General features: G+C 50.1%; 23 protein-coding genes. 10 read left to right on the forward strand and 13 right to left on the reverse strand.

What is annotated here, in order from left to right:
• Positions 1–2 precede the first annotated feature (2 nt).
• Entirely contained in the window at positions 3–629 is a 627-nt protein-coding gene (locus AB1E22_RS01055; protein ID WP_367593673.1) for a CDP-alcohol phosphatidyltransferase family protein, read from the reverse strand.
• Positions 622–1,200 (reverse strand): carboxymuconolactone decarboxylase family protein, encoded by a 579-nt coding sequence (locus AB1E22_RS01060; RefSeq protein ID WP_367593674.1) that lies wholly within the window; start codon positions 1,198–1,200, stop codon positions 622–624. Before AB1E22_RS01060 ends, AB1E22_RS01055 begins: the two co-directional genes overlap by 8 nt.
• A 73-nt stretch (positions 1,201–1,273) precedes the next feature.
• On the opposite strand from AB1E22_RS01060, the gene AB1E22_RS01065 reads away from it, so the two are divergent.
• Entirely contained in the window at positions 1,274–1,687 is a 414-nt protein-coding gene (locus AB1E22_RS01065; protein ID WP_367593675.1) for a pyrimidine (deoxy)nucleoside triphosphate diphosphatase, read from the forward strand.
• Here the strand turns inward: AB1E22_RS01065 and AB1E22_RS01070 are convergent.
• The 4 genes from AB1E22_RS01070 to AB1E22_RS01085 form a co-directional block, all read right to left on the reverse strand.
• A complete protein-coding gene (locus AB1E22_RS01070) occupies positions 1,647–1,889 on the reverse strand; it encodes a DUF1496 domain-containing protein (protein ID WP_367593676.1) in 243 nt (80 codons plus the stop codon). The genes AB1E22_RS01065 and AB1E22_RS01070 overlap by 41 nt on opposite strands.
• Positions 1,855–3,846 (reverse strand): DNA topoisomerase III, encoded by a 1,992-nt coding sequence (locus AB1E22_RS01075; RefSeq protein WP_367597295.1) that lies wholly within the window; start codon positions 3,844–3,846, stop codon positions 1,855–1,857. The genes AB1E22_RS01070 and AB1E22_RS01075 overlap by 35 nt, the downstream gene beginning before the upstream one ends.
• Positions 3,847–3,850: 4 nt before the next feature.
• Positions 3,851–4,894, reverse strand: coding sequence for a selenide, water dikinase SelD (gene selD / locus AB1E22_RS01080; RefSeq protein ID WP_367593677.1), 1,044 nt, complete (start codon positions 4,892–4,894; stop codon positions 3,851–3,853).
• A 118-nt stretch (positions 4,895–5,012) separates the two neighbouring features.
• The gene (locus AB1E22_RS01085; RefSeq protein WP_367593678.1) at positions 5,013–5,564 is read right to left on the reverse strand and encodes an NAD(P)H nitroreductase; all 552 of its coding nucleotides are present in this window, start codon (positions 5,562–5,564) and stop codon (positions 5,013–5,015) included.
• 170 nt (positions 5,565–5,734) lie between these two features.
• Here AB1E22_RS01085 and sppA point away from each other — a divergent pair, with 170 nt between their 5' ends.
• The 4 genes from sppA to AB1E22_RS01105 all read left to right on the forward strand — a co-directional run bounded on the left by sppA (position 5,735) and on the right by AB1E22_RS01105 (position 10,759).
• Positions 5,735–7,585 carry a signal peptide peptidase SppA gene (gene sppA / locus AB1E22_RS01090; RefSeq protein ID WP_367593679.1) on the forward strand — a complete coding sequence of 617 codons (1,851 nt, stop codon included), beginning with the start codon at positions 5,735–5,737 and terminating at the stop codon, positions 7,583–7,585.
• Between the two features lie 90 nt (positions 7,586–7,675).
• Positions 7,676–8,692 (forward strand): asparaginase, encoded by a 1,017-nt coding sequence (ansA, locus tag AB1E22_RS01095; RefSeq protein WP_367593680.1) that lies wholly within the window; start codon positions 7,676–7,678, stop codon positions 8,690–8,692.
• A gap of 9 nt (positions 8,693–8,701) precedes the next feature.
• Complete coding sequence (gene pncA, locus AB1E22_RS01100) at positions 8,702–9,331, forward strand: bifunctional nicotinamidase/pyrazinamidase (RefSeq protein WP_367593681.1); 630 nt, start codon at positions 8,702–8,704, stop codon at positions 9,329–9,331.
• A gap of 156 nt (positions 9,332–9,487) precedes the next feature.
• Entirely contained in the window at positions 9,488–10,759 is a 1,272-nt protein-coding gene (locus AB1E22_RS01105; RefSeq protein WP_367593682.1) for a glycoside hydrolase family 18 protein, read from the forward strand.
• A gap of 47 nt (positions 10,760–10,806) precedes the next feature.
• On the opposite strand, the gene AB1E22_RS01110 is transcribed toward AB1E22_RS01105, so the two are convergent.
• Positions 10,807–11,082, reverse strand: coding sequence for a YeaC family protein (locus AB1E22_RS01110; RefSeq protein WP_367597296.1), 276 nt, complete (start codon positions 11,080–11,082; stop codon positions 10,807–10,809).
• 42 nt (positions 11,083–11,124) lie between these two features.
• The gene (msrB, locus tag AB1E22_RS01115) at positions 11,125–11,538 is read right to left on the reverse strand and encodes a peptide-methionine (R)-S-oxide reductase MsrB (RefSeq protein WP_367593683.1); all 414 of its coding nucleotides are present in this window, start codon (positions 11,536–11,538) and stop codon (positions 11,125–11,127) included.
• Positions 11,539–11,884: 346 nt separating this feature from the next.
• Here msrB and gapA point away from each other — a divergent pair, with 346 nt between their 5' ends.
• Positions 11,885–12,880, forward strand: a complete 996-nt coding sequence (gapA, locus tag AB1E22_RS01120; RefSeq protein WP_367593684.1) for a glyceraldehyde-3-phosphate dehydrogenase — start codon at positions 11,885–11,887, stop codon at positions 12,878–12,880.
• A 78-nt stretch (positions 12,881–12,958) separates the two neighbouring features.
• Positions 12,959–13,846 (forward strand): D-hexose-6-phosphate mutarotase, encoded by an 888-nt coding sequence (locus AB1E22_RS01125; RefSeq protein ID WP_367593685.1) that lies wholly within the window; start codon positions 12,959–12,961, stop codon positions 13,844–13,846.
• 302 nt (positions 13,847–14,148) lie between these two features.
• Here the strand turns inward: AB1E22_RS01125 and AB1E22_RS01130 are convergent, their stop codons facing one another.
• The 5 genes from AB1E22_RS01130 to AB1E22_RS01150 form a co-directional block, all read right to left on the reverse strand.
• Positions 14,149–14,523, reverse strand: coding sequence for a hypothetical protein (locus AB1E22_RS01130; protein ID WP_367593686.1), 375 nt, complete (start codon positions 14,521–14,523; stop codon positions 14,149–14,151).
• A complete protein-coding gene (locus tag AB1E22_RS01135) occupies positions 14,523–15,755 on the reverse strand; it encodes a polymorphic toxin type 30 domain-containing protein (RefSeq protein WP_367593687.1) in 1,233 nt (410 codons plus the stop codon). Before AB1E22_RS01135 ends, AB1E22_RS01130 begins: the two co-directional genes overlap by 1 nt.
• Positions 15,748–16,680 (reverse strand): DUF2169 family type VI secretion system accessory protein, encoded by a 933-nt coding sequence (locus AB1E22_RS01140; RefSeq protein WP_367593688.1) that lies wholly within the window; start codon positions 16,678–16,680, stop codon positions 15,748–15,750. The genes AB1E22_RS01135 and AB1E22_RS01140 overlap by 8 nt, the downstream gene beginning before the upstream one ends.
• Before the next feature lie 15 nt (positions 16,681–16,695).
• Positions 16,696–18,708 carry a type VI secretion system Vgr family protein gene (gene tssI, locus AB1E22_RS01145; protein WP_367593689.1) on the reverse strand — a complete coding sequence of 671 codons (2,013 nt, stop codon included), beginning with the start codon at positions 18,706–18,708 and terminating at the stop codon, positions 16,696–16,698.
• Positions 18,709–18,776: 68 nt separating this feature from the next.
• Complete coding sequence (locus AB1E22_RS01150; RefSeq protein ID WP_367593690.1) at positions 18,777–19,295, reverse strand: Hcp family type VI secretion system effector; 519 nt, start codon at positions 19,293–19,295, stop codon at positions 18,777–18,779.
• Between the two features lie 508 nt (positions 19,296–19,803).
• Between AB1E22_RS01150 and tssB the strand changes: the two genes are divergently transcribed.
• From tssB to tssE, 3 genes are read left to right on the forward strand one after another with little or no spacing between them, the layout of a single operon-like run.
• Entirely contained in the window at positions 19,804–20,301 is a 498-nt protein-coding gene (gene tssB, locus AB1E22_RS01155; RefSeq protein WP_367593691.1) for a type VI secretion system contractile sheath small subunit, read from the forward strand.
• Positions 20,302–20,322: 21 nt separating this feature from the next.
• Positions 20,323–21,807 (forward strand): type VI secretion system contractile sheath large subunit, encoded by a 1,485-nt coding sequence (gene tssC, locus AB1E22_RS01160; RefSeq protein ID WP_367593692.1) that lies wholly within the window; start codon positions 20,323–20,325, stop codon positions 21,805–21,807.
• Between the two features lie 2 nt (positions 21,808–21,809).
• A complete protein-coding gene (gene tssE, locus AB1E22_RS01165) occupies positions 21,810–22,241 on the forward strand; it encodes a type VI secretion system baseplate subunit TssE (RefSeq protein WP_367593693.1) in 432 nt (143 codons plus the stop codon).
• Positions 22,242–22,243: the final 2 nt, after the last annotated feature.

The following is a 22,243-nucleotide window of genomic DNA, read 5'->3' on the forward strand; positions in this document are numbered from 1 at the left end:
CGTTAGCGACATCCGACATTAATGCGTTTTAACGTCTCGTAACCACTCCATACCCGCGTAAAAGTCGTCATCCAGCACAGCGCACCAAACACCCACGCAAACCAGACAAACCACTGCGGGAACAGGCAACTCAACACGAATAGCGCGATGGTTTCAGTGCCTTCCGTCAGTCCGCCGAGATAGTAAAACGACTTGTGCGCATAGCCAGGATTAGCAAGCTGATGCTTTTGCGCGACGGCGGCAAAGGCCAGAAAACTGCTGCCAGTACCGATAAACGCAAACAGTAACCACGCCCCCGCCAGCGCGTTCTGCTCAGGATTGGCGAGAATAAAGCCAAACGGCACCAGCGCGTAAAACAGGAAATCTAGGGCAATATCCAGAAATCCACCGGCATCACTCATACCGCGCCGCCTTGCGAGCGCGCCGTCTAATCCATCGAACAAACGGTTAAGTACAATGGCTGCCAGCGCCGCGCCATACCATTGCAGCGCCAGAAATGGCAGAGCAAGCACACCGATGGCAAACCCCAGCAGCGTGATGCCATCAGGGGTAATCTCGGGTTTATCCAGCTTATTAGCTACACGTTCCAGGGTGGGTTTTATACGCGGGTGAAGATAGCTATCAAACATGGGGCTGTTTCCCAGAAGAATTTACGCAGAGGCCTTGCGCAGGAATATCCAGCGCGGCATTAAAACGGGCTGAGAGGTTTTGAAACGCAATCAACGCGGTTAATTCCGTAATGGCTTTTTCATCATAGTGCTTTTTCAATTCGTCTTTCAGCTCGTCGCTAATCTGCGGCGGTGTGGCGGTCATCGCATCGGCATAGGCCAATGCCGCCTGTTCTTTAGCGCAAAACAGCGTTTCTTCCCGCCAGTTAGCTACTGCCAGCACTTTTTCCATTGAACCGCTGCGCTCGGCCAGACGTAAGCTATTGGCATCAATACAGAATTCACAGCAGCACTGCTGAGAAACGCGCGTCATAACGAGGGAGCGAACAACCGGGTCGATACCTGCACGTCGTCTTTCAAGAAATCCCACAAACAACGCGACCAACCAGAAGAGATACGGGAAACGCCCCCACCAGCGCGTCGGGTTTAAAACCGCACCGAAATGCTTTTCTTGCATGGTGACAATGGGCCGTAAACTGCCCGGCAATTTTTTAAGTGGCTTCACCCAGGGCGTTCTATTTTTGGTCGTCATTCGGGAAAATCTTCAGATAATCTTTTGTGGCGCGTATTATGCCACGCCCATAGATAAAGAATGGATTGGTATCATGAAAACCCTTGATGTCGTTGCGGCAATTATTGAGCAACGCGGTAAAATTTTGCTCGCACGTCGCCCGGAAAGCGGCGATCAGGCGGGTCTGTGGGAATTTCCGGGGGGCAAAGTGGACGCTTTTGAGTCACAGCCTGCGGCACTTGCGCGGGAACTTGAAGAAGAGCTAGCCATTAAAGCCGTGGTGGGAAGTTATGTTGCTAGCCATCAACGCGAGGTGTCCGGTCGAATAATTCACCTTCATGCCTGGCATGTGGCGGAATTTACCGGAGAGATGAAAGCGCTTTGCCACAGTGAGCTGGTCTGGTGTTTACCTGCCGAGGCGTTTAATTACCCACTTGCCCCGGCAGATATTCCCTTACTTGAAGCCTTTATGTCCTTACGCGACGCCACACCAAAGGATTCGTGCTGAGGGCTTTTTCATCACGCTGGCACTGGAGCAGTACGCCGCCATCGGCTTTAACCACTGCTCCTTCAGAGTAATTTTGATCCTGATAGATACAGCACTGATTACACGGCGCCGCACGCTGCCCTTGCGTGTTAAAGACTTCCGGCGGAACAACCACGTCCACCTGCGGATCAAGGCGTTGTGCCATCCCCGGCAGGCTGGTCATTATCAGTACTGCGCCGACGACGAACAGGTTTTTTAGTCGCATCATCACTTCCCTCTTTTTTTGCCCATTGCTTGCGTGGTTTTTTCTGCTCATCCGGGGCTTTAACCCCTTTGAAAGCGTGATGTACCGGCTTGGTTCGCGCCTGATGAATCAACTCATACAGCGTATGAACCAGCGGCTGCATAAAATCCTGATAACGGCACTGCTTTTCGCTGATTTGTGTCAACGTCGATTCCCACTGCGCCGTCATATCCGGCCTTGCTGCCAGTTCAGGAAGCGAGTGAATCAATGCTCGCCCCGCATCTGACGAATGGATATAACGCCCTTTTTTCACCAGGAACGTTCGCTTAAACAGCAGTTCGATGATCCCGGCGCGGGTCGCTTCTGTGCCCAGGCCGTCTGTAGCACGCAGGATCTTTTTCAGATCTTTGTCCTGCACAAAGCGGGCGATACCGGTCATGGCGGAGAGCAAAGTGGCATCGGTGAAATGGCGCGGCGGCTGGGTTTGGCGCTCAACCACTTCACCTTTTTCACACAGTAATTCATCACCTTTGGTGACCACCGGCAGCGGTGTACCATCGTTCTCTTCGTCGCGCTCTTTGCTGCCCAGCAGCGTACGCCACCCGGCTTCTGCCAGAAAACGTGCTTTAGCATTAAATTTCCCGCCCGCGATATCGAGATCGATAGTGCATTTGCGGAACACCGCATCGGGGCAGAACTGCATTAGGTATTGTCGGGCGATCAGGTTGTAAACTTTAGCTTCGTTTTCAGAAAGCGAGATCGACGAGCTGCGCGCGGTCGGGATAATCGCGTGGTGCGCATCCACTTTTTTATCATCCCAGCAGCGGTTACGCAGGTCGGTATTCACCGCGGGCTGCGGCAATAGCTCCGGCTGGTGAACGCTTATGGCATTCAGCACTGCATGACGCCCGGCAAAATGCTCTTCCGGCAAATAGCGGCAGTCAGAACGCGGATAGGTGATTAACTTATGCGTTTCATATAATTTCTGGCAAATATCCAGCACGTTTTGCGCACTCAGACCAAAACGTTTTGCCGCCTCAATTTGCAGGCTTGAGAGCGAAAACGGCAGCGGAGCCACTTCTGATTCCCGTTTATCATTATAAGCCGTGACAATCGCCGGTTGCCCGCCGATTCGGTTGACCACATGCTCCGCCAGCGGGCGATGCAGTAAACGCCCTTCTTCATCCTGGTACGGCTCGCATGATTCGCTCGGCTGCCATGTGGCAACAAAACGTTCATCCGCAGGCGTGACGATATGCGCTTTCACTTCGAAAAAGTCTTTCGCGACAAAATTCTCGATTTCTTCATCACGCCGCACCACCAGCCCCAGCACCGGCGTTTGCACACGCCCTACCGAAAGCACGCCCTGATAACCGGCATTGCGACCAAGGATCGTATAGGCACGCGTCATGTTGATGCCGTACAGCCAGTCAGCGCGGGCGCGGGCAAGGGCCGAGACGCAAAGCGGGATGAATTCGCTATTTGCACGCAGGCGTGTAATGGCGCGCTCTACGGCTTGCGGGTTGAGATCGTTAATTAAACAGCGTTGTACCTGCTGGCGCTTTTCAGGTGCCAGTTGCAGATAGTCGAGCACTTCATCCACCAGCAATTGCCCTTCGCGATCCGGGTCACCGGCGTGAACCACTTCGTCGGCCTGGGTGAGCAATTTTTTGATGGCATTAAGCTGTTTGGTCACCGAGGGGCGCGGTTGCAGTTGCCATTTTTCCGGCACAATCGGCAAATCAGCGAGGTTCCAGCGGGCATAGCGGGCGTCATAGGCATCCGGCTGAGCCTGTTCGAGCAGATGACCGATACACCAGGTCACAACTTGCCCATTACCACACTCGATGAAACCATCACCCCGCCGATGCGGCTTGGGCAGGACATCCGCAATCGCGCGAGCGAGGCTCGGTTTTTCGGCAATAAACAGACGCATTCGTTTAACGAATCTCAATCATCGGACGACCTGCACGCGCGGTTTTTAGCTCACCAATGGCGGTCAGTTTGATGCCATTTTTCTCGGCAACGGCGGCAACGTCCGCTTCTGCATCGGCTTCTACAGCTAACAGCAAACCGCCTGACGTTTGAGGGTCACACAATAAATCGCGTTGCGCCGGGGTCATTTCACCCATAAACGCGCCGTAGCTGGCAAAATTACGCGCGGTACCACCTGGCACACAACCTTGGGCGATATAGGCTTCAACATCAGGCAATTTCGGAACTTTATCAAACCATACTTCCGCCTGAACGCCTGCGCCCTGGCACATTTCACTCAGGTGCCCTAACAGGCCAAAACCGGTGACATCGGTCATGGCGGTGACGCCTGCGATGTCGGCAAATTCGGCACCCGGTTTGTTTAGCTGGCACATTACATCCGCCGCAAGGCCAACGTGTTCGGGTTTAAGTAGGGATTTTTTCTCAGCGGTGGTTAGCACACCAATACCGAGCGGTTTGGTGAGGAACAGTTTGCAACCCGGCGTTGCCGAGCTATTTTTCTTAACGCGATCGGTAGGCACGATGCCGGTAACCGCGAGGCCAAAAATCGGCTCTGGAGCATCGATGGAGTGGCCGCCCGCAAGGGAAATCCCCGCCTGCTGGCAAACAAAGCGCCCGCCTTCAATCACTCGACGCGCAATTTCAGGGGCCAGGGTATTGATAGGCCATCCCAGAATCGCAATCGCCATGATCGGTTTGCCGCCCATCGCATAAATATCGCTGATGGCGTTTGTGGCCGCGATGCGCCCAAAGTCGAACGGATCGTCGACGATAGGCATGAAGAAGTCTGTAGTGCTAATGACACAAGTGCCGTTGCCCAGATCGTAAACCGCCGCGTCATCACTGGTTTCGTTTCCGACCAGCAAGTTAGGATCGACAAATTTAGCCTGCTCGGATTGCAGAATAGTTTGCAGGACTTTCGGGGAAATTTTGCAGCCGCAACCAGCGCCGTGGCTGTACTGCGTCAAACGAACGGTTTGCTCACTCATGGACTACTCCTGTCATTGGCAATGTCGCTATGGTAACCGTTCAGCCGCGCAGTGGTAAGTCTGCGTGTCCGAATTGCGCCCTTCCTGGTCACAATCCAGACAGCTTTTGTTTGTTTGCTTAGAATTTACGCACAAACGGCGTGATGTCTGGCACGTTGACCGTGGTAGACGCTTTGAGTTGTGGTGTTCCCAGATAGAGGAAACCCACCACTTCATCTTGCTCACGGCAATGCAGCGCTTCGCGTACGGCTTCGCTTTCTGTCCAGATCCCGCTGCGCCAGATGCCGTTGTAGCCTTGGGCAACCGCCGCCATTTGCATAGCCATTACCGCACAGCCCGCAGAAACCACTTGCTCCCAAACCGGAACTTTATGGTTGTCATCACAATGGGCCACGACGGCGATAATCATGGGGGCACGGAACGGTGCAGTACGCGCCTTTTCGATGCCTTTTTCATCTTGCTCTTCAGCAATGGCGGCCTGTTCCATCACTTTACTGAAGCGCTCGCGGCCTTCGCCTTCAATCACAATGAAACGCCACGGCTGTAGTGTTCCGTGGTCTGGGGCACGCATACCGGCACGAATGATATTTTCCAGCGTTTCACCTGCAGGTGCGGGTTCTGCCAGACGAGAGGCGCTGCGGCGGTTGAGAAGTAGGTCAAGTGCATCCATTTGATAACTCCTGTAATGGTTTTGATCAGCAAAATTAACACAGGCGTAGATTTTGTTACAGCGCGGGGCAGATTTCCTACTGACTTTTGGCCGGGGGGTATTTAGGATAGCAATCACTTTAGCTGTCACCGCTTTGCGCGCGGCAGCTTGTTGAACGTTATGGAGTATACATGCGCACAATCGGGCGATTCGTTGCCGGTTTTTTTAAGTGGACCTGGCGTCTGCTTAACTTTATTCGAGAGTTTATTCTCAACCTCTTTTTAGTGCTTCTGGTGCTGGTTGGCGTGGGGATCTGGATGCAGATTAACAGTGCGCCAGCCGAACCTGCGCGCGGGGCGTTATTGCTTGATATCACCGGCGTGGTAGTGGATAAGCCTTCCGTCAGCAATAAACTGGGGGTGATTGGTCGCCAGTTGCTCGGTGCCGGTTCTGACCGCTTGCAGGAAAACTCGCTGTTTGATGTGGTGGACACCATTCGCCAGGCCAAAGATGACCGCAATATCACCGGCATCGTACTGGATTTAAAAGAGTTTGCCGGGGGCGATCAGCCGTCTATGCAATACATCGGTAAAGCGCTGCGTGAATTCCGCGACAGCGGTAAGCCGGTTTATGCCGTGGGCGATAGCTACAATCAGGGGCAATATTATCTGGCGAGCTTCGCCAATAAAATCTGGCTCTCCCCGCAAGGCATGGTGGATTTACACGGCTTTGCCACGAATTCGCTGTATTACAAAACATTGCTCGATAAGCTGAAAGTCTCCACGCATATCTTCCGCGTGGGCACCTACAAGTCTGCCGTCGAACCGTTTATTCGCGACGATATGTCTCCAGCCGCGCGTGAAGCGGATAGCCGTTGGATTGGCGAGCTGTGGCAGAACTACCTCGCAACGATTGCCGCTAACCGGCAGATTACGCCTCAGCAAGTCTTCCCAGGCGCTCAAGGTTTGCTCGATAATTTGCAAAAATTGGGCGGCGATACCGCGAAATACGCACTTGATAACAAACTGGTTGATGAACTGGGCAGCAGCGCCACGATTGATAAAGCGTTGGTTAAACAGTTTGGCTGGAATAAAGAAAATAAAGATTTCAGCTACACCAGCATGTATGACTACGTGGTGAAAAAACCGGCTGATAAAGGCGATGCGATTGCGGTCATTCTCGCAAACGGCGCCATTATGGACGGCGAAGAGACGCCAGGTCAGGTGGGCGGTGATACCACGGCCATGCAAATCCGCGAGGCGCGGCTTGATCCTAAAGTGAAAGCCATTGTGCTGCGCGTGAACAGTCCTGGCGGCAGCGTAACGGCATCCGAAGTGATTCGTGATGAACTGGAAGCCGCGCGGGCGGCGGGTAAACCTATCGTTGTTTCAATGGGCGGTATGGCGGCATCCGGGGGTTACTGGATTTCCACTCCGGCAAATTACATTGTCGCAAGCCCGAATACGCTGACCGGATCAATCGGTATCTTCGGGGTTATCAATACCGTTGAAAATAGTCTCGATTCGATTGGGGTTCACACCGATGGCGTGGCCACTTCACCGTTAGCTGACGTGGCTGTCACGAAGTCGTTGCCACCGGAAGTTCAGCAGATGATGCAGTTGACCATCGAAAACGGCTATAAGCGCTTTATCAATTTGGTTGCCGACTCGCGTAAGAAAACGCCGGAACAAATCGATTCTATTGCGCAGGGCCATGTCTGGACCGGTCAGGATGCGAAAGAGAACGGCCTGGTCGATAGCCTGGGTGATTTCGACGATGCCGTAGCGAAAGCCGCTGAACTTGCGAAACTTTCAAACTGGCATCTGGATTTCTGGCAGGATGATCCGAGCTTTATCGATATGGTGTTCGACAGCATGAGCGGTTCCGTCCGTGCCATGCTGCCGCAGGCATTGCAGGCCTGGCTGCCCGCTCCGCTGGCTGATGCCGCCCTTGCGGTAAAAGCGCAAAACGACAAGTTTGGCACCATGAACGATCCGCAAAATCGATACGCCTTCTGCCTCACCTGTGGAGATGTGCGTTAATTCAAATCCAGCCCGGTATTTACCGGGCTGATTTTTTTGCCCCGTCGCTCTATACTGCGCCCCATTACGTAAAAGCCTTCGAGCTCATCCATGCAAAAAAAATCCATTTACGTTGCTTATACCGGCGGTACCATCGGTATGCAGCGCTCAGAACACGGGTATATTCCGGTTTCCGGCCACCTACAGCGCCAGCTGGCTTTAATGCCTGAATTCCATCGCCAGGAGATGCCTGATTTCACCATTCATGAATATCAGCCGCTGATGGACTCCTCTGACATGACGCCCGAGGACTGGCAGCACATTGCCGACGACATTAAAGCCCATTACGACGACTACGACGGTTTCGTGATTTTGCACGGCACCGACACCATGGCCTTTACCGCCTCGGCGCTCTCGTTCATGCTGGAGAACCTCAGCAAACCGGTAATTGTGACCGGCTCGCAGATCCCTCTGGCCGAACTGCGCTCCGATGGGCAAATAAATCTGCTGAACTCTTTGTATATTGCGGCGAATTTCCCGATTAACGAAGTGACATTGTTCTTCAATAATCGCCTCTATCGCGGCAATCGCACGACTAAAGCGCATGCCGACGGTTTCGATGCTTTCGCTTCCCCTAACTTGGCTCCGTTACTTGAAGCGGGCATTCACATTCGCCGTCTGAATACGCCAGCCGCCCCGCACGGAGATGGCGAGCTGATTGTGCATCCGATTACCCCGCAGCCGATTGGCGTGGTGACTATCTATCCCGGTATTTCAGCGGATGTCGTCGGTAATTTCTTACGCCAGCCGGTAAAAGCGTTGATTTTACGCTCTTATGGCGTGGGGAATGCGCCTCAGCAAGGCGCGTTCATTGAAGAGTTACAGAAAGCCTGCTCGCGCGGCATTGTGGTGGTGAATCTAACGCAATGTATGTCCGGGAAAGTGAACATGGGCGGCTATGCCACGGGTAATGCGCTGGCACAGGCGGGTGTGATTAGCGGCTATGATATGACGGTAGAAGCGACGCTGACGAAACTGCACTATTTGCTCAGCCAGAATCTGGATGCGCAGACCATTCGCGAGGCGATGTCCCGCAATTTACGCGGCGAACTCACTCCAGACGAGTAAGGAAAAACCATGAAACGCGCTTTGTTACTTGTAGATTTACAAAATGATTTTTGCGCGGGCGGCGCGCTGGCCGTCCCTGAAGCCGATAGCACCGTTGATGTGGCAAATGCCTTAATAGGTTTTTGCAAAGCACGTGGAGATGCGGTCGTCGCTACCCAAGACTGGCATCCGGTTAACCATGGCAGCTTTGCCCGAGTACAGAGAACCGAGCCTTATTCCCAGGGAAAACTTGACGGTCTGAGACAAACCTGGTGGCCGGATCACTGCGTGCAAAACAGCGAAGGCGCGGAACTTCATCCGTTACTCAATACGCGTGATATTGATGCTGTTTTTCAAAAAGGTGAAAATCCGCTGATTGATAGCTATAGCGGATTTTTCGACAACGGGCATCGCCAGAAAACGCAGCTCGATGACTGGTTATTCCGTAACGGAATTAAACAGCTGATTGTTATGGGTCTGGCGACGGATTATTGCGTGAAGTTCACGGTACTCGACGCCCTGACGCTCGGTTATGAGGTGACGGTTATTACCGATGGTTGCCGTGGCGTTAATCTCCAACCGCAAGATGGTCTAAAGGCATTTCAGACGATGTCTGCGGCAGGCGCAACGCTAATGACGCTTGCTGATTTTACATACTAAATTTCCCTTGGGCGCATTCGCGCCCTTTTCTCGATTCCGCTCTCATTCTCAACTTTTATTGCTCGCTCATTTTTGAGAGCGCTCTCATAATCAGGTTGCTTATTTATACAGCACCTTAGCTGTATTTTTATTTTTCCGTCAAAGAGGAACACCCCAATGGTCTTCACGCGTAAGCTGCTGCCGTTGCTGGCAGTGATTCAAATCGCCTGTACCGGAGTGGCTCAGGCAAGCTCATATCTCTCGGTAGGTTATTTTAACGGAGGGGGCGATGTCACCGCCGGGCCTGGCGGCGATATTGACAAACTTGATGTACGCCAGATAACCCATCTTAACTATTCGTTTGGTCTGATTTATAACGATGAGAAAGATGAAACCAATCCCGCTCTGAAAGACGCATCAAAACTTCATCAAATCTGGCTTTCGCCCAAAGTCATGGCCGATCTCGAAAAGATCCCCGCGCTGCGTAAACAGAATCCAAATCTGAAAGTTCTGCTTTCGGTTGGCGGCTGGGGGGCTCGTGGGTTCTCCGGTGCCGCTGCGACACCTGAGAACCGTGCGGTATTTATACGTTCTGCGCAGGAAGTGATTAAAAAGTATGATTTGGATGGTATCGATCTGGACTGGGAATACCCGGTAAATGGTGCATGGGGGCTGGTAGCCAGCATGCCTGAAGATCGCGCCAACTTCACCGCGCTGCTCACTGAATTGCGTACCGCGCTGGGTAAGAAAAAACTGCTGACCATCGCAGTGGCTGCAAACGTGAAAGGCCCAACAGAATGGGTCGATATGAAAGCCATCGCCCCTACGCTTGATTATATCAACCTGATGGCCTACGACATGGCGTACGGCACTCAATATTTCAACTCAAATCTTTATGACTCGAAAGCCTGGCCGACGGTTGCGAAAGCGGATAAATACAGCGCGGACTATGTGGTGAATAATTACATTGCTGCGGGTATGAAGCCTGCGCAACTTAACCTCGGCATTGGTTTTTATGGTCGAGTGCCTAAGCGTGCAGTGGAGCCTGGTATTGACTGGGATAAACCCGACGCGGCCAAAAACCCGGTCACACAACCCTATTTCGGTGCATCAGAAAAAGCGGTATTTACGTCATTCGGGCTGGACCTTTCAAAAGACACTTATCTGAAATACAACGATATTGTGAGCAAAATGCTCAACGATCCGCAAAAACGATTTACTGAACATTGGGATAACGACGCGCAAGTGCCTTATCTGACAATGAAATCGGCCGATGGAAAAGATCTGTTTGCTATCTCATATGAGAACCCACGTTCAGTGGCCGCTAAAGCGGAGTACATCAAGGCGAAGGGATTGGGTGGCGCGATGTTCTGGGAGTATGGGGCTGACGATAACAATCAATTGGCAAAAGAGTTAGCCAAAGATTTGGGCATTAAAACCGAGCATTAATTTCGCAATCCGGGTGAGTGGCGTAAACACCACTCACCCGTTCAGATTTACAGCTTTACCGTCATAATCGGAGCAGGCTCAATGCCGAATTCAGCTTTGAGCTGCTGCTTACTTTTCATCACGATATTGCCATCTGTGCCGATGGTCATATGCTGCGGGTCAGTATTATGACGTGTCTGCCACATCATCACTAATTGCAGGCTGTTCTCTTTTTGATCGGGCGTCAGTGCCACACCGTCAGGCCATTTTCCCAGTTCAACGGCGGTTACCAGACGTTGATAAACTTCCGGTGTCATTGCGTCTAACATTTCGTCCAGGTTCATCATGCGGCAAGTTCCTGTGGAATAATTTGCTGAATCGATTTTTCAGCCTTCGATTTGCTCACCGTTTTTATCGTCGGTGAAGTTTAACGAAGCTGAGTTTACGCAGTAACGCTCGCCGGTTGGCTGCGGGCCGTCCGGGAAAACGTGGCCTAAATGGGCTTCACAGTTGCTGCAACGAATTTCAATCCGCTCCATACCGTGCGAGAAATCCTTGATATAGCGGATTGCGCCGTCAGTCACTGGTTCATAGAAGCTCGGCCAGCCGCAACCTGAGTCATATTTAGACTCCGATTTAAACAGTGGGGCATCACAAACCAGGCAGTGGTAAATACCTTCCCGCTTGTTATGCAGCAGACGCCCGGAAAACGGGGGTTCTGTTCCGTGTTTCTGGGTGACATAAAACTGCATCTCAGACAGGTTTTTTTTCGATAAATCAGGAGGTAATTGGTTAGCCATATGCGTACATCTCGGGCAGTGATTACTGTAACTGATAACAGCATGATTCTAACAAAAAATTAACAACGCCGTGCTCTTTTTTGTTCTAAACTTAGCCCTGAATTTCTGGCGTAGCGCCAATTGTGATCGTCATCACATTATTGATGGAATTGATCTTTAAAATTCCTCGCATCGTCCCCATTTGGATAAAGAGCCAAAAGGGAAGCGTGAGGCGGTTCAGTCGCTCAAATGATGTCCATAGGATTGATTTGTCGCAATGATTGACACGATTCCGCTTGACGCTGCGTAAGGTTTTTGTAATTTTACAGGCAACCTTTTATTCACTAACAAATAGCTGGTGGAATATATGACTATCAAAGTAGGTATCAACGGTTTTGGCCGTATCGGCCGTATTGTTTTCCGTGCTGCTCAGGAACGTTCTGACATCGAGATCGTTGCAATCAACGACCTGTTAGACGCTGAATACATGGCTTACATGCTGAAGTACGACTCAACTCACGGTCGTTTCAACGGCACTGTAGAAGTCAAAGACGGCCACCTGGTTGTTAACGGCAAAACTATCCGTGTTACCGCAGAACGTGACCCGGCTAACCTGAAATGGAACGAAGTAAACGTAGACGTAGTTGCTGAAGCAACTGGTCTGTTCCTGACAGACGAAACTGCTCGTAAGCACATCACTGCTGGCGCGAAAAAGGTTGTTCTGACTGGTCCTTCTAAAGACAGCACTCCTATGTTCGTTCGTGGTGCTAACTTCGAAAAATATGCTGGCCAGGATATCGTTTCTAACGCATCTTGCACCACTAACTGCCTGGCTCCACTGGCTAAAGTTATCAACGACAACTTCGGTATCGTTGAAGGCCTGATGACCACTGTTCACGCAACTACCGCTACTCAGAAAACTGTTGATGGCCCGTCTCACAAAGACTGGCGCGGCGGCCGCGGCGCAGCTCAGAACATCATCCCTTCTTCTACCGGTGCTGCTAAAGCTGTAGGCGTTGTACTGCCAGAGCTGAACGGTAAAATCACTGGTATGGCGTTCCGCGTTCCAACTCCAAACGTGTCTGTTGTTGACCTGACCGTTCGTCTGGAAAAAGCTGCGTCTTACGAAGAAATCAAGAAAGCAATCAAAGCGGCTTCTGAAGGCCCAATGAAAGGCGTTCTGGGTTACACCGAAGACGACGTTGTATCTACTGATTTCAACGGCGAAGTTTGCACTTCCGTGTTCGATGCTAAAGCGGGTATCGCACTGAACGACAAATTTGTGAAACTGGTTTCCTGGTACGACAACGAAACTGGCTACTCAAACAAAGTACTGGATCTGATTGCTCACATCTCCAAATAAGTTGAGATGAGTCATTAAATCCCGAGAGGCGACCCTATGTGGTCGCCTTTTTTACGTCTGGAACAATAGGTTGAGTCAATGATTAACAAAATTTTTGCCCTTCCCGTTATTGAACAAATCACCCCTTCCCTGTCTCGTCGTCAGAATGATGAGTTAGACGTTATCGTGATTGATCATCCACAAGCGCGCGGTTCCGTTGCTCTGCAAGGTGCACACCTGCTGACGTGGAAACCTACCGGCGAAGAAGAAGTTCTGTGGCTGAGCGACAACACGCCGTTCAAAAATGGGGTTGCCATTCGCGGCGGTGTACCAATTTGCTGGCCGTGGTTTGGCCCGGCGGCACAAGAAGGCCTGCCAGCACATGGTTTTGCTCGCAATCTGCCATGGACACTGACAGCGCACAACGAAGATGAAAGCGGCGTTTCATTGACCTTCGAATTGCAGAGCAGCGAAGCTTCACGCAAATACTGGCCACATGATTTTACCCTCTATGCTCGTTACAAACTGGGTAAAACCTGTGAGATGGAGCTGGAAGCACACGGCGAATTCGACGTTAACTCCGCTCTGCACACTTACTTCACCGTTGGCGATATCGCGGACGTTAAAGTAAGCGGTCTGGGTAACAAATATATTGATAAAGTGTTGAATGCGACTGAAGGCCAGTTAACCGACGGCGTGCAGACCTTCCCGGATCGCACAGACCGCGTTTATCTGGAACCTGAAGAATGCAGCGTTATCCATGATGCGAACCTGAATCGCGCTATTAATGTTGTTCACCACCATCACGTTAACGTGGTTGGCTGGAACCCAGGCCCAGCGCTTTCCGCGTCTATGGGCGATATGCCAGATGACGGTTATAAGACATTTGTGTGTGTGGAAACTGCATGTGCAAGCGCAACGCAAAAAGCAACGGCTGACAAACCTGCTCGTTTGGGCGCAACGCTGAGCGTTGTGAAAAAAGCTTAAAGTATATCTAAAGGCGTTTTCGGCCTGGTGCTGGGAACGCCTTTTCTATAAGCTCTTTTTATTGGAGGTCCTTCATACACTTAAGCACAGTGCTGTTACTTAAAGATGTAATTTTATTGAGAGTGTCATTGAATTTTTTACAGTTTTTCTTAATTTTTGAATTTCCCTCATACTCACAAATATTTCCTATACAGGACTCAACGTCTAAATGAGGTAAAATCGAACATGTTCAATTCAGAAAAATCCATAAATGTATATGCAGTTTCTTGCTGGCTGTGAAATATTTGGTCGTTTTTATATCACTACAGTAATATATCATCTATACATTCTAAAATTTCCACAGTTGTATCATTTTGACCATGTGCACTTCTCCATTCTTCCAATAATTCAAATCCAACTTTAACCCCTTGTTTTCTTGCATATATTGCGATATCACTCATCGTAAATATTGCCTCAAACTTATTATCATAAGATGAATCCGAGGAAAACACATTAAACAAGGCCCCCCATAACTCCTGTACAACCTCACAGTTTGCTACAGTACCAGTATTATATGGAGATGAAAATAAATCCTTGACCTCCCCTATTAGCTCAAACATATCACTCCCTTCAATTGTTAACGCAGTGTTTATTTCAATTATTTTGTTTTTTAAGAATACATTTTTATCTGAAAGCATTATTCGACTCCGGGGAAACTAATTGGTTCTGAGATAGGAATATGAACATCATTTATCAATGACTGGTCATAATGTGGGCTTGATTCATTAAATATACCCGGCGGATGGTAAACACCATTTGAATCCATACTTTTCTTACCATCAAATATCCTCACAACCCACCCTCGACTTGCATTTGAACCAGGGGGGGCTGAGGGATCTTTTCCATGAATACGCACGGTCATTGTTCCTCCTCCCGGTGCTGCCCATTTATATTCATATCCATATGCACCTAAATATCCATCTGGCGGCGTAAGCTTACGCACTTTAGCATTCTTGAAGATTTCAACAAGAATATTGCCATCAGAATTTCTGATTACCCCAGATGCTTCGAGTCTTGCTCCCAAACCTACAACAACCTTAACCCCTCCCACTCCCCTTCGGCCACGCAACCACTTTAGATATTTAAGCCCTCCTCCCGCCAATCCCTTGATGAGAAATGCCCACTCCAGCGCATTTTCCAGCTTTGCCCCCCTCTCCTGGGTCTCATTTTCCATTTCCAGAAGCGGTGGGCTGGCATCTATTTTTTCTATCGTCGCCTGGTTAAGCTCATTTGCTTTTTCCATGAGGCTGGGATCCGCCCCCATGAGTTTCAGTATGGCTATCCTCTCCTCAAACTCCATTGAACCATTTTTTATTCCACCGCCACCCAGTTGACGCCCCATTTCAAACAGATTGTTAACAAAATTCTTACCCATTCCCTCATACAAATCTGGCATCTGCTGCATAGCTTCCATTTGCAGCCTCTGTCTTTCCACTTCCTGCTCTGCTAACTTCTTCAGAAAGGATATTTCTTTGGCAACCGGAATTGGCCCGTTGGGTGGATTGACCTGGGTATATAATGTGCCAATGGTATTCCCATTGTTCATCATCACCAGCGAACCATGCCGGGCAACAGGCTTTCCCTTACATTTAATGTGCGGTACACCTGTAAGTATCTCGCAGTCACCGTTACTGAGGCTTGTACCGGAGCTCACCCCTTTTCCTGCATTACCTTGTGTTCCAGCAATCACACTACCTACTGTCAAAATAGGCTTGCCTCGCGCCCGTACATTGCTGACATAGCTTTTCTGATGTGATAAATCCTGATAACTGTCGAAGGGCACTGGCACAATACCAACTACACAAACATCCGGCGCGGTATTGAGTACCACGTATTGGGACTCCCTGATGCCCATATGTTTCTCAGCCATGAGATAACTCCTGCTCTGTTACCAGCACAAGATGTTCAGGTAAGGTTTGTGCTGGTAGCGTTAAACGCCAAACGAGTGTTATTTGTTCATCATCGGTATGGCAGGTCAGAGTGTCTGCCTGCAATGGCTGTCGTAGCAGGGAGTAATCAGAATGAGGATTTTTAGCAACAACCCGGAGGCCAGGTAAAAAACACGTTCGCGTGACAGCCGATCTCAACAAACCTTTCAGCACAATTTTCTCATTGCCCAGCAGATATCCGTCGTACTGCTGTTCCAGCGGGGCGCTGTTAAAGAAAGCCACATCAAATTCAGCAGGATAAAAGGGCATGACACTCTCTTTCCACGCCGTTGTAAATCCCTGCGCATAACGCAACCTGGAAGGCCAGCTCCGGCATACCGCCCCCGGAGAGGCTGACAACTGTGATGCCAGGATAGGTGATGTTTGATCTATAGAAGAGGGAACTTTTCTTCCAAAAGGATTGTATTGACTGCTGGAAGCCAGTTCATGGCGCAATAAGACATTGTTGACTCTCTCTGGATTGCTGAGTTGCCAGTCACCGTTTATAAATTGCCATTCACGTGGTCCGCAAACATCAATCGTCCGGCTAAGCTTCCCTACCTGAAATTCAGCCTGCCAGGCATTAACTCGCTCTCCAGCATACCAGGCTGAACCGGCCAGCAGGATATCTGCTCGTACTTTTCGCCAGATAAAATCGCTTACTGTACGCAGGCTACTGAATTCTGGCTCGCCAAACCATGTATCGGCCATAACCAGAGGACGCTGTTTGTCAGCTACTGGACAAACCCCGTCTAATTTCGGAATATCAAACGTCTGGCTAACCGCAATAACGGTAAACAGTTCACCATAGTGCCCAATCTTTTCGAACTGAAAATAAGGAAATCCAGTTTTATTAACCAAGTCCATTTATCATTTCCTTGATCAGTCCAGATCAATATCAGCGCCATAAATATTGATTTTGTCTTTCCCTTCCAGTTGGATACTCACCCCATTCAGTGTGATCGTTCCGTCTTTGCTCATTTTTAGCAGGCACTTGCCCACCTTGATGGTCAGACTTTCCTTTACCGTAAGTGAATAGTTTTCCCCAATATCGATATCCTGTGACTTAATGACCTTTTCGTGATCGTCACCCGCAACTTCACTATGCTGATCTGCACCAATTTTTTTCTTCCGATTCTGGGTAACGTCCAGTTGCTGATCGTTTTTGACATTCGTTATGTCGTCGTGTGTTACTGTGTGTTTCTGATCGTGCTCCACCATGATCGTGCGATCGTTATTGACCGTAACAGTCTGATCGTTCGCCACCGTTATCTTCTGGTCGTGCCCCGCCTCCTTTTTCTTCCCGACCGCTACCGTCTGACCTTTACCTACCGTTTCCGTATGGTCGACTTTCACCTCCGTGTCACGGTTGTTCAGCACCACCGTTTTCATGTCCTTCTGAGCATGCATCGACAGCAGCTCCTGATTGGTCTCATCCTCGAACATCAGCTCGTTGTAGCCGCTGCCCTTGTAGGTCTGCGAGCGGATTGCCATCTGCGTTCTGGTGCCCGGCAGGTCGCCCGGGGCGCGGTTACCGGCGTGGTAGGTGCGCCCGGTGATAATCGGCTGGTCCGGGTCGCCGTTGAGGAAATCGACAATCACTTCCTGGCCGACGCGCGGGATGGCGATATTGCCGAACCCGGCGCCCGCCCACGCCTGCGAGACGCGTATCCAGCACGAGCTTTTCGCATCGGCCTGGTTATAGCGGTCCCAGGCAAATTTCACCCGCACCCGCCCGTGTTCGTCGCAGAAGATTTCCTCCCCCGGCGGGCCGGTGACGATGGCGCTTTGCGGGCCGTCGACCCGCGGTTTTGGATACGGCGGTGAGCGCCAGGTCTGAATGGCGGGGATAACGCTGAAGCTGTTGATGAGCGTGGTGCCCTGGCCCTCGCTCCCGGTGAGCGCCTGCGGCTGGCTGCCGGTTAACTGACAGGACACCACCTGCCACAGGTCGTTGAGGTCCGCGCGCGGGTGGTCCGTCAGGCTGAAGCAGCGGCCCGGCTGGAGCCGGGGTGAGTTGCTGGTGCCGGTGGCGTAGTCCACGTCACTGCGCCAGCCTTCCACCTGATATTTCGCAAAATCCGCCCCGCGCTGCGCGTCCTTGAAGCGCCCCGGATAGTCAAAAATCTCATACACCGCGCGCTGGTTGGGCATCTCCGACGGGCGGTGGTTAAACTGCCCGGGCCAGAGCGGGGCTTTGAAGGTGTAGTCCTGCGTGGTGACCTGTGCGGGGCGGATTTGTGCGCGGCGGCAGAAGCTGTTGATGCAGTAGCGGCTGGACTCACTCGCACCGTTGGGGTTGTACGGCAGCGGGTCGAGCCTGCGCAGCACGCGGCTGTCATCGGCGAAGGTCAGTTTCTGCAGGTTGCGCTCCAGATATTCTTCCTCGCAGAAGAAAATCCCCTCTTCGGCGGCCAGCCGGGCGATGAAATCGAAGTCGGTTTCCTGGTACTGGACGCAGAACTCGCGGAAAGGGTGCGGGCGGCGGAACAGGGCGTCGTGGGTGAGCACGCCCGTCTCTTTAAGCAGCGTCTGAAAGATGGCGCGGATATCGACATTCTGGAAGCTGCGGCAGTTCTGCCGCTGGGAGCTGCGCCAGAGCTCCGGGCGCAGGGTTATGTGGTACAGCGTCTGGTGTCTGCCGGTGTCGCCCTGCTCGCAGAAGGTCACGATGCCGCGCAGGCGGCGCTTAATCTCCTCGCCCTGCCAAATAATCAGCGTCCCCGCCTGGTCGAGAACTTTACGGAATTCCAGGGCCGGGTTGCTGCTGGCGAGGGTCAGCTCAAGGCGAAACAGGGAGGAAAGGGACTGGGTGAGCTGGAAATCCACCACGGCAAAGGTGTCATCCGGGGTCCGCCCGGCGGTAAAGGTGAAGCGGGTGCCGTCTGAGGCCATTTTGTTATTCCTTCGAGCCGCAAAGAAATAACGTCCTGTAATCAGGACGTTTTATATTTAACCTAAGATTAAGCTTCTAGCGGAGCACGCCAGTCGTCTGCACCAGACGTACCAGCTGATGTGTGTTCCCACTCGATTTTGCGATATGCAAGAGAGACCTGGATGAGCTGGGTAAACTCACGCTTAGTCGCATCCTGGCAGTGCGGCATATGACAGTTGATATCGACGATAGTGGAGTCAGTCAGACGCGTAGTGAAGAAATGTTCCTGTTTGCCTTCAACTGAGGTACGGAACCATTTCAGTTCAGTGGTCGGCAGCATTTCACCGGAAGCCAGTGCGTTATAAAGCAGAGGGACCGCTTTATTCAGTGCCACGGTAAAAATAAATGGTTTGTGAGCACGCTGACCAGCAGGCTGACCTGACTGTGGATCCGTAGGCACGGTGACGATATGCTGGAATTCCTGCACCAGCATTTCATTTTCATGCCCCTGAACATAAATATTACCCACTGATTCTGCTGTAAATGCACCAGCGGTGATATTGCCCTGAGTCTGGCCCGTCATAGAAATATAACATGGGGTAGGCATGGAAAAACTCCTGTAAATAATAAAAAGCCATTAGTATTTAACAATAATTCCAACTATCTCTTCGAACTGCCCGGATTGTCTCTTCATAATCAATACAAGATAAACAAAAGTAAAAGCCCGATTTTAAATAGCTCATAAGGCAACTGAAAGAAGTGTGAAATCCGCGGTAAAATACCACCACAAAACAGACATACAAACCAAAATAAAGATAATGTCCGTAACCCTACATTCAAATATAAACCACACAAATGAATGCCATTAATTCATCACAAAATTAAATAAAAAACGCAAAAAATATAACTAAAAAAATAAAAGTAGCTTTCCGTACTAATTTTAAAATACAAAACCGACATCAGTAATGATAACGTAGCCGGGATTTAGTATCGCTAAAAAAACTCACTGACCTGATAAATACAAATAAAACAGAACATCACTCATCATTTATTAAAAACGTAAATCAACCAATGACTGGCATACCATTGAGTATGTAGCACAAGGGTAACAAAATATGAGCAATAGCAAAGACGGCAGTGTCGCGCCTAAAGAACGAATTAATATTCGCTATGTTCCCAAGGCCGATGGATTAGGTTCTGAAGTCGAGCTACCACTAAATTTATTAGTGGTTGGGGATATGAAAGGCCGAGCGGAAAACACACCGATTGATGAACGCCATGTCGTCTCCGTCAATAAGAACAATTTTAACGCTGTCATGAGCGAAACAGACATCAACCTCAGCTTTAGTGTTGAGAATGCCCTGAGCGAAAAGAAAGGCGAAGAACTGCTGGTTGAGCTTGACGTGAAGTCTTTAGAAGACTTCTCCCCGGACAATATTGCAAAACAGATTCCTGAGCTGAAAAAACTACTGGAATTGCGCGAAGCGCTGGTTGCATTAAAAGGGCCAATGGGCAATGTCCCGGCATTCCGCAGTCAGTTGCAGGCACTATTGGATCACGAAGAGTCACGTGCGCAACTTCTCAACGAGCTCAATATTGTCAATAAAGCATAATTTTTAAGAAGGATTTTGAATATGTCGTTACAGGAAGATCTTGCCGCGCCCGTTGCGGAATCCACTGCAAAGCAAACGTCATTACTTGATGAAATTATGGCGCAGACTCGTATTCAGCCTGAGTCCGACGGCTATAATATTGCGCGCCAGGGTATCGCCGCCTTCATAACCAGCATGCTACAGACCGGGAATCATCACGATCCCATTAACAAACTTGCTGTTGACCGCATGATTGCTGAGTTAGACAACAAACTCAGCGAACAGATGAATAATATCCTCCATGCAGAAGCTTTCCAGCAGGTAGAATCATTCTGGCGCTCCATGAAATTGTTGGTAGAGCGCACTGATTTTAAAGAAAATATTAAAATCAATATCCTACATGCCACCAAAGAAGAACTGCTGGAAGATTTTGAATTCGCGCCTGAAATTGTACAGTCCGGATTCTATAAACATGTCTATTCCTCCGGATACGGTCAGTTTGGCGGCGAGCCAATTGCCTCCGTTGTGGGCAGCTACGCATTTAATAATACCGCTCAGGACATGAAGCTGCTGAACTATGTCAGCGCGGTAGGCGCCATGGCTCACGCACCTTTCCTGACCTCCGTTTCACCTGATTTCTTTGGTCTAAAATCTTTCACCGAATTGCCAACCATCAAAGATGTTGCTTCCATTTTCGAAGGGCCGTCATACACAAAATGGCGCGCACTACGTGAATCGGAAGACGCCCGTTATCTGGGTCTGACAGCACCACGCTTCCTACTTCGCCTGCCCTACTCTCAAGTTGATAATCCCATTAAAAACTTTAATTATCAGGAAGATGTTAGCCATCATCACGAAGATTATTTATGGGGCAATACCGCATTCCTGTTAGCCAGTAGCCTGACTGATAGTTTTGCAAAATACCGCTGGTGTCCAAATATCATCGGCCCGCAGAGCGGTGGTGCGGTAAACGATTTGCCAGTACATCTGTTTGATGCACTAGGTCAAACTCAGGCGAAAATCCCAACTGAAATCCTTGTAACCGATCGCCGTGAATTTGAGTTGGCTGAAGAAGGTTTTATTACGCTAACCATGCGTAAGGGTAGTAACAATGCCGCCTTCTTCTCCGCAAACTCAGTACAAAAACCCAGGAAATTCCCTGGTACACCGGAAGGTAAAGTCGCCCAGACAAACTATAAGCTGGGTACGCAACTGCCTTATATGTTCATCATCAACCGCCTTGCCCACTACATCAAAGTCCTGCAGCGCGAGCAAATTGGTTCATGGAAAGTACGTAACGATCTGGAACGTGAACTGAATAACTGGATCAAACAATACATTGCTGACCAGGAAAACCCACCGGCGGATGTTCGCAGCCGTAAACCATTGCGTGCAGCCAAAATCGACGTATTGGATGTCGATGGCGATCCGGGTTGGTATCAGGTCGCTATTTCAGTGCGTCCTCATTTCAAATATATGGGAGCCAACTTCGAGTTATCTCTCGTTGGCCGGCTTGATAAGGAATAATCATGGCAATACCAGGTCGGAAAAGAGGTACATCTGCAAGTTTATTTGAGCGCATTGAGGGAGAATCAACGAGTTATTCCCGCTCATCGCAAATCGAAAGTTTACAGGTTTCGATTAAACGTAATTTGCGCAATATCCTGAATACCCGACCTGGTAGCTCTCAGAGTACTTTGCAATTAGGCGTTATCGATCTGAATGACGCAACGGCCTCGTCAGCCGATTTTCGTAAAACAATTGAAAATGCCATTCAGCACTGTATCGAACACTTTGAACCACGCGTGAAACACGCAGACGTTGAAGCGGTAAGTAGTGAGGGATATAACCCTATGGATCTTAATTTTCATATCGTGGCACATATTGACTTTAATGGCCTACGAGATGTCGTGGAATTTAATATGCAACTTGATAATCACCATCACTACAAGGTTAATTAAGT

The organism is Buttiauxella gaviniae (genome assembly GCF_040786275.1).
In the GTDB taxonomy this organism is placed as follows: Bacteria; Pseudomonadota; Gammaproteobacteria; order Enterobacterales; family Enterobacteriaceae; genus Buttiauxella; species Buttiauxella gaviniae_A.